Annotated in this window: 12 protein-coding genes; 1 reads left to right on the top strand and 11 read right to left on the bottom strand. The window is 74.2% G+C overall.

From position 1 onward, the window contains the following. Nucleotides 1-23 precede the first annotated feature (23 nt). Nucleotides 24-824: a hypothetical protein gene (locus RTA_RS01310; RefSeq protein ID WP_013899563.1), complete on the top strand. Its 801-nt coding sequence runs from the start codon at nucleotides 24-26 to the stop codon at nucleotides 822-824. Nucleotides 825-829: 5 nt separating this feature from the next. Here RTA_RS01310 and fabG read toward each other — a convergent pair whose 3' ends face one another. Genes fabG through RTA_RS01255 form a run of 11 tightly spaced genes read right to left on the bottom strand, consistent with a single transcriptional unit; the run spans nucleotide 830 to nucleotide 12,029 of the window. Then, nucleotides 830-1,570 (bottom strand): 3-oxoacyl-ACP reductase FabG, encoded by a 741-nt coding sequence (gene fabG / locus RTA_RS01305; protein ID WP_013899562.1) that lies wholly within the window; start codon nucleotides 1,568-1,570, stop codon nucleotides 830-832. Then, on the bottom strand, nucleotides 1,567-2,043 hold the full coding sequence (locus RTA_RS01300) for a hotdog family protein (RefSeq protein WP_013899561.1): 477 nt from the start codon (nucleotides 2,041-2,043) through the stop codon (nucleotides 1,567-1,569). The genes fabG and RTA_RS01300 overlap by 4 nt, the downstream gene beginning before the upstream one ends. Next, complete coding sequence (locus RTA_RS01295; protein ID WP_013899560.1) at nucleotides 2,037-2,861, bottom strand: beta-ketoacyl synthase chain length factor; 825 nt, start codon at nucleotides 2,859-2,861, stop codon at nucleotides 2,037-2,039. The genes RTA_RS01300 and RTA_RS01295 overlap by 7 nt, the downstream gene beginning before the upstream one ends. Beyond that, nucleotides 2,858-4,057, bottom strand: coding sequence for a beta-ketoacyl-[acyl-carrier-protein] synthase family protein (locus RTA_RS01290; protein ID WP_041674943.1), 1,200 nt, complete (start codon nucleotides 4,055-4,057; stop codon nucleotides 2,858-2,860). Before RTA_RS01290 ends, RTA_RS01295 begins: the two co-directional genes overlap by 4 nt. Before the next feature lie 41 nt (nucleotides 4,058-4,098). Beyond that, a complete protein-coding gene (locus RTA_RS01285; protein ID WP_013899558.1) occupies nucleotides 4,099-4,872 on the bottom strand; it encodes an SAM-dependent methyltransferase in 774 nt (257 codons plus the stop codon). Continuing rightward, on the bottom strand, nucleotides 4,869-5,705 hold the full coding sequence (locus RTA_RS01280; protein ID WP_013899557.1) for a polysaccharide deacetylase family protein: 837 nt from the start codon (nucleotides 5,703-5,705) through the stop codon (nucleotides 4,869-4,871). The genes RTA_RS01285 and RTA_RS01280 overlap by 4 nt, the downstream gene beginning before the upstream one ends. Next, complete coding sequence (locus tag RTA_RS21070; RefSeq protein WP_013899556.1) at nucleotides 5,695-6,339, bottom strand: hypothetical protein; 645 nt, start codon at nucleotides 6,337-6,339, stop codon at nucleotides 5,695-5,697. The genes RTA_RS01280 and RTA_RS21070 overlap by 11 nt, the downstream gene beginning before the upstream one ends. Next, a complete protein-coding gene (locus tag RTA_RS01270; RefSeq protein ID WP_013899555.1) occupies nucleotides 6,336-8,750 on the bottom strand; it encodes an MMPL family transporter in 2,415 nt (804 codons plus the stop codon). Before RTA_RS01270 ends, RTA_RS21070 begins: the two co-directional genes overlap by 4 nt. Next, a complete protein-coding gene (locus tag RTA_RS01265) occupies nucleotides 8,747-9,334 on the bottom strand; it encodes a LolA-related protein (protein WP_013899554.1) in 588 nt (195 codons plus the stop codon). Before RTA_RS01265 ends, RTA_RS01270 begins: the two co-directional genes overlap by 4 nt. Then, nucleotides 9,331-10,356 carry a lysophospholipid acyltransferase family protein gene (locus RTA_RS01260; protein WP_013899553.1) on the bottom strand — a complete coding sequence of 342 codons (1,026 nt, stop codon included), beginning with the start codon at nucleotides 10,354-10,356 and terminating at the stop codon, nucleotides 9,331-9,333. The genes RTA_RS01265 and RTA_RS01260 overlap by 4 nt, the downstream gene beginning before the upstream one ends. Further along, complete coding sequence (locus tag RTA_RS01255) at nucleotides 10,353-12,029, bottom strand: AMP-binding protein (RefSeq protein WP_013899552.1); 1,677 nt, start codon at nucleotides 12,027-12,029, stop codon at nucleotides 10,353-10,355. The genes RTA_RS01260 and RTA_RS01255 overlap by 4 nt, the downstream gene beginning before the upstream one ends. Nucleotides 12,030-12,037 lie beyond the last annotated feature (8 nt).

Genomic DNA, 12,037 nt, shown 5'->3' with positions numbered 1-12,037 from the left:
TTGTTTCATTCATTGGGTGATACGTGGCCGATCTGCGCTCTCAGGTACTTTCTTGGCTGGAGGCCACGGGCTTCCCGCTCGAGATGGAAGCCGCGGCCGCATTTCGGAACGCCGGCTTCGAGGTCCGCCAGTCGACCACCTACACCGACCCGCGGGCGGGCAAGGGCCGGGAGATCAGCCTGCTGGCGAACGATCCCGACATCTTCGGATTGATCCACCTGGCCATGGTGGTGGAGTGCAAGTCCTCACCGGATCCCTGGGTGGTGCTGACCGCGCCCGACGCCATGGAGGCCTACAACCGGCTGCGCACGCGAGCCGTCTTCACCGAGCGCGCCCAGGCCGCACTGACCCACCGGCGGGTCAACGAGCTCGGCGTCGAGCCCCTGCTGCACCGGGAAGGCAAGTGCGGCTATGCGCTGCAGCAGGCCTTCTCGCAAACCAACGACCTGGGCTACGAGGCCGCGCTGCACGTGCTGTCCGCATGCAAGGCCCTGTTCCCGCCCACGAGCGCTGCCGGAGGGAAGGTCGCCGCCGCGGCATTGCCCATCATCGTCGTGGACTCCCCGCTGCTCGAATGCGAGCTGCAGCCCGACGGCACGCTCCAGCTCACGGAGGTCGGGTACAGCGAGTTCCTTTTTTCCGCCAGGCTGCCGGAGCTCCTGTCCTGCTGCATCCGGGTGACCACGGCCGCCAACCTGGCGGCCACCGCAAAGTGGGCCAGGGAAGTCGCAAACCAGCTGCGCAAGGACCTGCAGCCGGAGGAAGCCGCCATCCTGCAGGAACTCAGGATGGCGTCGGCGCGCGATGCGCGCCACCGCGCCTGAGCAGGTCAGATCATCCCGCCGTTGATCGAGATCACCTGCCCGGTGATGTACCCCGCCTCCTCCGAGGCCAGGTAGGCCACCAGCCCGGCCACCTCCTCCGGCCGGCCGGCGCGCTTGACCGGCACCAGCTGGGCGACGGCTTGGGCATCGAACGCCGCCTCGCTCATCGAGGTCTGGATGATGCCGGGCGCCACGCAGTTGACGGTGATGCCGCGGCTGGCCAGCTCCATGGACAGCGTCTTGCTCGCCGCGTGCAGCGCGCCCTTGGCCGCCGAGTAGTTGGCCTGGCCCTTGTTGCCGGCGATGCCGGCCACCGAGGTGATGTTGATGATGCGGCCCCAGCGGGTGCGCAGCATGGGCATGACCAGCGGCTGCGTGACGTGGAAGAAGCCGTGCAGCGAGACGTCGATGACGCGGTGCCACTGCGCCGGCTGCATGCCGGGGAACACCGCGTCGTCGTGGATGCCGGCGTTGTTCACCACCACCTGGATGGGTCCGCCTTCGAGCAGGGCTTCCAGGGCCTGGGCGGTGGCCGGGCCGTCGGTGACGTCGAACACGCAGGCCTGGGCGCTGCCGCCGGCGGCGGCGATCTCGGCGACCAGCCGCTCGGCCGCGACCGGCTGGCGGTTGGCGTGCACCAGCACCTCGAAACCCTGGGAGGCCAGCCGCCGGCAGATGGCCGAACCGATGCCGCCGCTGCCGCCGGTGACCAGGGCGCGCCTGTTCTTGCTGGCGCCCTGGTTCATGCCTTCGCTCCGCCGGCCAAGCGCGCGGCCAGGCCGGCGTCCAGCACCACGGTGGCGCGGCCGCTCAACAAAAGCCGGCCCTCGCCGCTCACGTCGAAGCCATAGATGATGTGGTTGCCGTCGCCCACCAGGCGCTGCGCCCGGACCGCCAGGTCGGCCACGACGTCGTCCAGACGGTGCGCATACAGTTTCACGCCGCGCACCGCCGCCAGGTAGCCCACGCGCGGCGCCTGCGCCGCCACGCCGGCCGCTTCGGCGAGCAGGGCGCCGTGCACCGCCATGGCCTGGGCCGCGTATTCGATGCCGCAGGCGATGCCCAGGCGGCCGTTGGCGCGCAGCGGGTGGTCGCCGCCGCGATGGCTGGAAGCCCGGCAGCGGATGTGCTCGGCGTCCCAGGCCAGCACGCCGTCCAGCAGGCACATGCGGCCCTGGTGCGGGATGCGCCGGGCGATCTGGGCCGCGTCCATCAGCATGGCGCCGCCTCCAGCGCCAGCTGCTGGCCGGGCAGGTAGTCCAGCACCACGGCCTGCGCGGATACCGGAGCCTGGGCCAGCGCCTGCAGCAGCGGCAGCGAACGCGCGGTCGGAATGGCGGTGCGCAAGGCCTCGAGCACCGGGTCGGCAAGGCGCTGCGCCGCCTGCGGCGTCAGCGCACTGGCCGGCTGCAGGGCCAGCCGCGCCAGGCTGTGCGGGCCCGCCTGCGGCGACAGCAGCAGCGCCACGCCCAAGGTGTCGGGAATGGGACGCACGCCGCGCAGCGGCTGCGGATAGTCGGTGTCGTAGGCCACCAGCAGCACCGGCTGCCGATCGACGGCGCACTGCGCCATCGCCTCCAGCAGGCCGGCGCCGAAGCTGCCGTCGTGGGCGCACAGCACGGACGAGGTCGCCATGGCGCCGGTGGAGATGCTCCAGTAGCCCGAGGGCGCGTTGTGCACCGAGTTGTGGAAGCGCGTGGGCGAGATCAGCCGGTCCGACGAGGCCAGCGCGGCGCAGATCTCGTGGCAGTTGACGCCGTCGCCGCCGGAGGAGGTGAACACCGTGGCCAGGCCCTGCGGCGCGGTGCCCGAGGCCTGCAGCGCCTGCAGGCCGACCGCGATGGCGGCCTTGACGGCCGTGCCGGCACGGCGCCGCTCGGCCGCGGGCAAGGTGGTGGGCGCGGGCACGCGGGTCTTCTCGTCGCGCGCCGGGGCCAGGCCGGCCAGCACGGCGCGCCCGCCGGTCCAGTCGTCCAGCCCCGGGCCGAGCAGGCCGATGCCGTCGACCCAGACCTCCAGTCGTTGCACCCCGCTCATCCCGCCCGTCCCAGCAGCAGGCTGCAGTTGGTGCCGCCGAAACCGAAGGAGTTGCTCATGACGCAGGCCATGCGCATGGCGCGGTTGTCGGTGAGGTAGTCCACCGGGATGCCGGGGTCCAGCTGCCCGGTGTTCACGCCGGCCCAGGCCATGCCGTGCTGCAGCGCCAGCGCGCTGACCACGGCCTCGATGCCGCCGGCCGCCCCCAGCGTGTGGCCGGTGGCGCCCTTGGTCGAGCTGCAGGGCACGCCCTGCGGCCCGAACAGGGCGGCCACGGCCTTGCCCTCGGCCGCGTCGTTGGCGGGCGTGGCGGTGCCGTGCAGGTTGATGTAGTCCACCGCGTCGGCGGGCGCGCCGGCCATCCGCAGGGCCTGTTCCATGGCCATCTTCGCGCCCAGCCCCTCGGGATGCGGCGAGGACATGTGGTGCGCGTCGCTGGACTCGCCCACGCCGCGCAGCAGCACCGCATCGGCCGGCAGCGAGGCCGGCGTGCGCACCAGCAGCGCGAAGGCCGCGCCCTCGCCGATGGAGATGCCGCGGCGCTGCGCGTCGAAGGGCCGGCAGGGCGCGTCGGACAGCACGTCCAGCGAGCCGAAGCCGTACAGGGTGGTGAGGCACAGCGAATCCACGCCGCCGACGATGGCGGCGTCGATCAGGCCGGCCTCTATCAGGCGCCAGGCCGAGCCGAACACCTTGCCGCTGGACGAACAGGCCGAGGACACGGACACCGCCGGTCCCTGCAGGCCGAAGTAGGCGCGCACGAAGGCGGCCAGCGAATAGGGGTTGTGGCTGCCGTGGTAGACCAGGCTTTCGGGCAGCGCGCCGGTGGCCGCGTCGCGCACGCGGTAGGCCAGCTCGGTCTCGTAGATGCCCGAGGTGCTGGTGCCCAGGAACACGCCGACCCGCGCGGCGCCCAAGCGGCCGGCCAGCTCGCGCACTGCGGCGGCGAAGCCGTCCTGCTCCAGCCCGAGCTGGGCCAGGCGGTTGTTGCGGCAGTCGTACTCGGCCAGCTGCGCCGGCAGCAGGACCTCATCGACGCCGGCCACGGTGCCGGTCCAGGTGGACAGCTGCGCGTCGTCGAAATCGCAGGGCGCGAGGCCGCTGCGCCGCGCCAGCAGGGCCTGGTGCGTGGCGGGGTTGCCGGCGCCCAGGCAGCTGGTGGCGGTGAAGTGGGAGAGATGCAGCGGTGCGCGCACGGTGGACGGGCGGGATGGTGGGTGGGATGGTAGCAAGCGCCTCAATGGCTCTGGCCTGGCTCGGGCACGCGCGCGACCAGCAGCACGTTGGCGAAGGGCGTGCCCTCGCTCATGGGCTGCGCCTGCACCTCGAAGCCCAGGCCGGCCAGCACGCGCTGCCACTCGGCCAGCGGCCGGCAGTACAGCCGGGTGAGCCGGTGGCCGCGCAGGGTGGTGACCACGAAGTCCACCCAGTTGCTGATCCTGAACGGCAGGCCGCCGGCGGCGTCGCCGATGCGCAGCAGCAGCACGCCGCCGGCGGGCAGCGCGGCCCGCACCCGGCGCAGCACGCCGTCCTGCGCCGCGACGGGCACGTAGTGCAGCACGTCCAGGATCACCACCGCATCGGCCTGGCCGAAGTCGGCGCTGCACATGTCGGCGCAGGTGAAGCGGGCGCGGCCCGCCGCGACCTCCTGCTTCATCGCCTCGTTGGCGCGGTCCACGTCGTGCCGCATCAGCTCGATGCCGTGCACCTGCGCGGGCGCGGGCGCCGCGGGCCAGGCCGCCGGCCACCCGCCCTGGCGCGCCGCCTCCTGCGCCGCGAAGATCCACGAGGTGAGCAGGCCCTGGCCGCAGCCGATGTCCAGGATGCGCCGGCGCCCGGTCAGCAGGCCGCGCGCCAGCAGGCCGGCGAAGGCCGGGTCGCCTCCGAGCTTGCCCCTGGCGAAATGCCAGGCGTAGTGGCCGGCCTGGCGGTAGGGCTGTGCGGCGCTCGCCACCAGCCGGCGGACGAAATGCTGGGCGGGGCGGGGGCCGTCGTGCAGGTGGGCGGTCATGGCGTCGTGGGAGGGATGGCGTGGTCCAGGGTGACCGGCTTCAGGCCGGCGGCGGCGAGGCGCTCCAGCAGCCGGGGCAGCACGGCCAGGATGGCGGGGCGGCCGTCGGCGCCGCGCGCCGCGTGGCCGTCGTGCAGCAGCAGGATGTCGCCGGCCGCCAGCTCGTGCGTCAGGCGCCGCAGCAGCAGCCCGGCGTCGTGGGTGCGGGTGTCGAAGCCGCGGCGTGTCCAGCTGGCCAGCCGCAGGCCCAGGCCCGGCAGCACCGGGTCCAGCAGCGGGTTGCGCAGGCCGGCCGGCGCGCGGAAGAAGCGCGGGCGCCGGCCGGTGATCCCGGCGAGCGTGTCCTGCGCCGCCTGCAGCTCGCGCCGCAAGCCGCGCGGGCCCAGGAAGGAGAAATGGTGGCGGTGGTGCTGGCTGTGGTTCCCGATGGCGTGGCCGCGCCGCACGATTTCTTGGCACAGCTGCGGATGGCGCCGCGCCTGCGTGCCTATGCAGAAGAAGGTGGCGCGGGCGCCGTGCGCGTCGAGGATGTCCAGCACCGCGGGCGTGACCTCCGGGTCCGGGCCGTCGTCGATGGTGATCGCGACCTCGCCGCGCGCCGCCGCCGCCGCGGGCAGGCGCACGAGGTTGGGCCCCAGCCAATGGCTGCGCGGCCACAGGCCGCAGGCGGTCAGCAACACGTGGTCGGCCACCAGCACGGCCAGCAGCTGCGGCCACCACTGGGGGCGCCAGGCCGCCAGCAGCAGCGCGAGGCCGTGCAGCAGCAGCGAGCCCGCGACCAGGGGCGAGGGTCGCCAGCGTGGCGCCACCGGGGCATGGAGTTCAGCGGCCATGGGTGCGCTCCAGGTGGCGCTGCCACAGCTGCGTCCAGACCGGCCAGGCGTGGTCGCCGGGCTGCACGTCCACGCACTGCGGCGGCAGCGCCTGCGCCATCAGCGCATGCGCGGGGGCGAAGCGGTCGTCGGCGCCATAGCCCAGGTGCAGCTCGTGCCGGGCCGCATCGCGCTGCAGCCAGCGCCAGATCCGGCGGTCCACGTCATTGCCGGCAATGCAGGCAGGCGACCACTGGGCCAGTCCCGCCGTGGCCACCTCGGCCACCACGTCGCGGGGTCCCAGGTACGGCGCCAGCAGCACGGCGCCGTCGGCGCGCCGCGCCGCCTCGTCGCCTTGCGCCAGGCACAGCATGGCCAGGTGCGCGCCCAGGGAGATGCCCAGCAGCCGCAGCGGCATCCCGGGCGGCGCCTCGCGGCGCAGGAAGTCCTGCAGCCGCAGCAGGGCCGAACCGTCGGCCACCTCGGCCACGTTGGCGTCCAGCAGCGCCACGTCGTGCGCCAGGCCCCGCGCGTGCAGCGCCTGCACGAAGCCGGCCTGGACGAAGTCCGCCGGCTTCATGTAGGCGCCGGGCAGCATGAGCCACAGCTGGGTGGCGGCGCCCGGGCCCGGCCAGCGGTGGTGGACGAAGCTCATTGGAAAACCTCCGCCCTTTCCGCCCGGCGCGGTGCGGCGAACACCGCGGCCAGCACCAGCGCCAGTACCGCGCCCGGCCCCACGGTGATGCCGATGGCGTGCAGCACCGGCACGCTGGACAGCGCCAGGATGCCGAAGCCCAGCACCGCCGCCACGTTGGCGAACAGCAGCGAGGCCAGGGTGGTGGGCAAGATGCCGCCCTCCTTGCCGCCGCCGGCGAAGAACAGCGCGTAGTTGGAGCCGACGGCGACCACCAGCAGCAGGCCGATCAGGTGCAGGATGCTGAGCGCCTGGCCGGCCAGGGCCAGCCCGGCCATCACCGCCAGCACGGCGCCGGCCAGCGGCGCCATCACGCGCAGCGTGGCCCGCAGCGAGCGCAGCGCGACGGCGATGAGGATGACGATGGCCACCAGCCCGGCCAGCGACAGCAGCAGGGCCTCGCGCAGGTAGCCGCTGTACAGCGCATCGGCCTCGCCCTTGAGGTCCACCAGCAGCACGCGGCCGGCCTGCGCCGGCAGCGCGGCCAGGGCGGCGCGGATCGGCGCCGGGTCCAGCGTGCCGCTGGCCCCGCGCGGCGCGTGCAGCGGCAGGAAGGCGCGCCACTGCGCGCCCTGGCCTTCGAGGGTCCGCTGCACCAGCATGCCGTCCACCGCCACCGCCAGCGTGGTGCCGTCCAGGTCGGCGCGCTGCACCGGCGGCGACTGGCGGGCGCGCTCGGCATCCTCCAGGAAGCCCTGCAGGCGCGAAGGCTGGAGCGGCAGGCCGGCCAGGGCCTCGCGCAGGCGGCGCTCCAGCTCGGGCCGCGGCGGGATGGCGGCCAGGCGCGCGCGCTGGGTGGCCATGGGTGGCAGCAGGTGCGTGGGACTGTCCACGCCGCCCAGGAGGTTGCGCTCGACCAGCGGCTGCAGCGCGGCCGCCGCCTGCTCGGCGCCGGCCAATGCCTGTTCCTGGCTGCCGGCGGCGATCACCACCAGGAAGCGCACGTCGGGCGCGCCCAGGTCGGCGCGCAGCGACTGGTCCAGCGCCTGGTCGGCGGCGGGCGTGGGGTTGAGCGCCGCCAGCTCGTGGTTCCACACGCGGTCGCGATGCAGCACCAGCACCAGCAGCGAGGCCGCGACCAGGGCCAGCGCCGGCCAGCGCAGCGCTCCGGCGCTGGCCACCGCCCGCGACAGCCACAGGCCCGGCGCCGAGATGTCGCGCACCGCGAAGCGCTCGGGCAGCAGCCGCGGCAGCACCCAGCGCGTCACCAGGGCCGCCGTGGCCAGGCCGGCGATGGAGTACAGGCCCAGCTGCGCCAGGCCCGGGAAGCCCGAGAACAAGAGGGCCGCGAAGCCGAACAGCGAGGTCAGCACGCCCAGGCGGATGGTGGGCCAGAAACGCCGCGCCCAGTCGGCCTCGCCGGTGCGCCCGCCGCCCTGGCGCGACTGCACGAACAGGTAGATGGAGTAGTCCACCGCCTCGCCGATCAGCGTGGTGCCGAAGCCCAGCGTGAGGCCGTGCACCGTGCCGAAACCCAGCGACACCGCCGCGATGGCCACCAGCACGCCCGAGGCCACCGGCAGCAGGCCCAGCACCAGCGCCGGCAGCGAGCGGTACAGCAGCAGCAGCAGGACGACGATCAGGGCCGTGCCGGCGGCCGACAGGCGCGTGACCTCGCGCTCGATGCGCTCGCGGATCTGCACGCCGAACACGCCGGGGCCGGCCAGCTGCAGCGAGGCCGCCTGGGCACCCGTCTCGCCCCGCGCCCGGTCGAAGGCCTGGTGCACCGCGTGCACGGCGGCCTGCTGGGCATCGGTGTCGCCGCCGGGCGCGCGGGTCTGCAGCAGCAGCACGGCGCGCCGGCCGTCGCGCGAGGCCCAGACGCCCTCGAGGATGCGGGGCCGGTTCTGCGCCGTGGCGGACTGGGCGCCCAGCTGCTCGACCAGGGTGACGATCTCGCCGGTGGGGTCGCGCGGCACCAGGTCCTTGACCAGCAGGCCGGCCGGCGAGGCCAGCAGGTCCAGCGTGTCCTGGATGGCGGCACGCAGGCCCGGCACGCCGAAGCGCTCGGGGGTCACCGCCGGGCTGAGCGCATAGCGGTGCCGGAACAGCAGGGCCTGGTCGCGCTCCATCCCGGTGCTCTCGCCGTTGGCCACGGCGACGAACTTCGCATCGGCGCGCAGCTGCGCCGCCAGGCGGCGCGAGAGCTCGGCGCGCTGCCCGGCGTCGGCGCCCGTGATGCCCACCAGGATCAGCCGCGACACCAGGCCATCGCTGAGCTGGTCCACCAGCAACTGCTGTTCGGCGGTGGGCGCCTGAGGCAGGAAGGCCGACATGTCGGCGGTGAAGCGGGCCCGCGCCACCAGCACGGCGGCCACCGCCATGGCCAGCAGCCACAGCGCGACCGGCAGCCAGCGGCGCGCGTCCCTCACGTTCCCGGAACCGGGGTGATGGTCATCACCGAGCGGTCCTTGTCGGACTGCAGCGTCTCGACCGTGCGCACCTGGCCGCCGCTGCCTTCCAGGCGCAGCTCCAGCACGAAGGCACGGGTGGCCGGGTCGGTGGGCGTGAGCGTCATCGCCCAGCGGGCCCGGCTGCCCTCCAGCCGCACCCGGTAGTGGCGCTCCAGCGCGGCGCGGTCGCCGGCCAGCGTGGCGCGCACGCTCTCGGTCAGCGCGACGAGGGCGGGATGGTCCTGCAGCCGCAGCGTCACGGCGCGGCTGCCGCGGGTGAGCGTCAGCGTGTCGCCCTGCAGCACCACGGTCTCCGGGCGCGGCTGCAGCGTGCGCCGCTCCAGCCGGTCGGGCGCGGTGAACTGCAGCTCGCCCGAGGAGGGGGCGGGCGCGTCCAGCAGGGCCAGGTATTTCTTCTCGACGAAGGTGGCGCGCGAGACCTTGTTGCGCGCCAGCGCCTGCATCAGTTCATCCAGGCTCCAGGCGGGCGCTGCGGCGGAGGCGGGCAGCACGGCGGCCGCTGCGGCCAGCATGGCGCCGGCCAGGCAGGCACGCCGCCTCACGGCCGCGCCCCCGGTACCTGCTGGCGCCAGAAGTCGTAGAAGTTGAACCAGTTGTACGGCGCCAGGCGCGCGTACTTCTCCAGCAGCATCACGTAGCGGTCCATGGCCGCCTCCATCTGTGCCTGACGGCCGCCCGGCGGCACCTCGGAGAAATCGGCCAGCTTCTCGAAGTGCAGGTCGTAGCGGTTGCCGCCGCCGTACAGGCCCACCACGAAGATCACCGGCCGGCGCAGGATGGCCGCCATGCGGAACGGGCCCAGCGGGAAGTGCGCGGGCTGCCCCAGGAACATGATCTCGCGCGTGGCCTCGGCGCCCAGCACCCGATCGCCCATCATGCCCACGATGGTGTTGCCGCTGTCCAGCAGGGCATGCAGCTGCAGCATGGAGTCCATCTGGCCCAGGGCCACCACGTCCATCTCGGCCGAGGGGTTGATCGCCGACAGCAGCTGGTTGATCTTCTGCGCGTTCTCCTTGTACATGGCCATGGCCACGCGCAGGCCGGGGGTGCGGCGGCCCAGCGCACGCAGCACCTCGAAGCTGCCCATGTGGGCGCCCATCAGCATCAGTCCGCGGCCGCGCTCGCGCAGCTCGCGGGTGAAGGCCTCGTTGTGCATCTCCACGTCGAACAGCTCGCACTGGTCGTTGACCAGGAACACGCGGTCGTGCACCACCGAGGCGAAGGCCACGAAATGGCGGTGCAGGTCGCGCCAGCCCGGCGCCGGGGCATGGGGTCCGCGCACGCGGCGCAGCCATTCGGCCGAAGCGCGCCGCGCCGCCGGCGCGAACAGCAGGAAATAGAGGGCCACGGCATGCAGCAGGCTGCGCGCGGCGCGGCGCCCCAGGCGCAGCGACACCCAGGCCATGAAGCGCAGCGCCAGCATGTTGCTGCGCTCGGGCCGGCGCGCCCAGTCCGCCAGGGCCGGCTCGACCGCCGGCTTGCTGTCGAAGGTCGAGCTGTTCGCCGAGCCGCCAGCCGGCTCGGCGGGCGGCTCGGCCTTGGTGTTCGGCCACAGGGCGCTCACCTCGGAGCCTCCGTCTGCAGCTGCCCGCTGGCCACCGGCTGGCCGGCCGCGTCCATGATCTCGAAGCGCGCGCGGCCGGCCTGCGCCGTGCAGGCCAGCGTGACCGGCCGGCCCGGACCCACGGGGGACAGGAACTTGGCCGAGGCGATCTCGCCGACGGCCAGGCCCTGGGTCTCCACGGCGTGGAGCGCGGCGTCCAGCAGCAGCACGCCGGGCACGATGGGCGCGCCGGGGAAATGGCCGGCGAAGGCCGGGTGCCCGGGCGCGAACACCAGGGTCTGCGCCTGCGGATCGGGCACCAGGCCTGCGGCGGGCGCGGCGCGCAGGTGCCGCCGCGCCAGGGCGTCCAGCGTCTCGCGCGTGAGCTTGCCCGTGCTGTTGCGCGGCAGCGCGTCCAGCAGCACCAGGGGCCGCGGCATGAAGATGGGGTCGATGCGCTCGCGCAGGCCGGCGCGCACCTGCGCCGCCGTGAGCCCCGGCGCGACCACGAAGGCCGCCAGGCGGGCCACGCCGTCGGCCGGTTCGTGCCCGGGCAGCAGGAACACGCCGTCGCGCACGCCCTCGATGGCCAGCAACTGGTGGTTGAGGTAGGCCAGCGAGTTGCGCTTGCCGGCGATGTTGACCAGGTCGCCGATGCGCCCGTGCAGCAGGAAGCGTGCGCCCGGCGCCCCGGGCGATTCCAGCTCCAGCACGTCGCCCAGCGGCGTGGGCTCGGCCACGTGGCCGCCCTGGGCCCAGAAGCGGCCCTCGCGCTCGGCCAGGGCGATGCCGGGCAGCAGGCTCCAGTGCGAGGTGTGGGTGCTGCGGCGGGTGGCGATCTGGCCGGTTTCGGTGGAGCCGTAGATCTCCTGCAGCGGCGCGTCCAGCGTGCGTTCGGCGCGCTCGGCAAGCTCGGCCGACAGCGGCGCCGTGGCCGACAGCAGCAAGGCCAGCTGCGGCACCGCCACGCCCGCATCCAGCAGGGCGCGCAGGTGCACCGGCGTGGTCACCAGCATGCGCGGCTGCGGCAGCCGGCCCAGCTCGGCGGCGATGTCGGCCGGGTAGAACGGATGGGCGGCGCTGAAGGCGCCGCCGCTGTGCATGGCCAGCAGCACGGTGGATTCGATGCCGTACATGTGCTGCGGCGGCACCGTGCCCAGGATCTGCGGCCGCGCGCCGGCCGGCAGGGCCAGCGCCTGCGCCTCGGCCCGCACGTCCCGGACCAGCGCGCCCCACTGCTTGCGGTGCGGCACCGGCGTGCCGGTGGAGCCGGAGGTGAAGACGAAGGCCACGGTGCGGTCGGCCGGGATCCGCGGCACCGGCGCGGCCCGGGCCTCCCAGGGTGGGGTCAGCGACGCGACGGCATCGTCGTAGCGGAACAGCGGCAGCTCGATGCTGCTGGGCGCGTCGGCCAGGCAGAACACGTCGGGCGCGAAGGCGCGCATCTGCCGCACCGACTCGGCCGTGTGGCTGGGCGGCAGCAGGCTGACCTTGCCGGCCACCAGCGCCGCCGACAGGCCGACGGCGAAACGGTAGCGGTCGCCGCAGGCATTGAGCATGAAGCCGCCGGGCGGCAGGGCGGCTGCCAGCCGCGCCACGTCGGCGACGAACTGCGCCACGCTGACCGGCTGGCCGTGGCGCCAGGCCACGGTGTCGCCAGGCGAGGCGTGGCTGACGAGCGGGAAGGTGTCCATGGCTATCC

Source organism: Ramlibacter tataouinensis TTB310 (assembly GCF_000215705.1).
Taxonomy (GTDB): Bacteria; Pseudomonadota; Gammaproteobacteria; order Burkholderiales; family Burkholderiaceae_C; genus Ramlibacter; species Ramlibacter tataouinensis.
This window is presented reverse-complemented; position numbering and strand designations above follow the sequence as displayed.

Coding starts and splice junctions, on each gene's coding strand:
- RTA_RS01255 (WP_013899552.1), bottom strand. CDS start 12,029: ATGGACACCTTCCCGCTCGTCAGCCACGCCTCGCCTGGCGACACCGTG.
- fabG (WP_013899562.1), bottom strand. CDS start 1,570: ATGAACCAGGGCGCCAGCAAGAACAGGCGCGCCCTGGTCACCGGCGGC.
- RTA_RS01285 (WP_013899558.1), bottom strand. CDS start 4,872: ATGACCGCCCACCTGCACGACGGCCCCCGCCCCGCCCAGCATTTCGTC.
- RTA_RS21070 (WP_013899556.1), bottom strand. CDS start 6,339: ATGAGCTTCGTCCACCACCGCTGGCCGGGCCCGGGCGCCGCCACCCAG.
- RTA_RS01300 (WP_013899561.1), bottom strand. CDS start 2,043: ATGCTGATGGACGCGGCCCAGATCGCCCGGCGCATCCCGCACCAGGGC.
- RTA_RS01295 (WP_013899560.1), bottom strand. CDS start 2,861: ATGAGCGGGGTGCAACGACTGGAGGTCTGGGTCGACGGCATCGGCCTG.
- RTA_RS01280 (WP_013899557.1), bottom strand. CDS start 5,705: ATGGCCGCTGAACTCCATGCCCCGGTGGCGCCACGCTGGCGACCCTCG.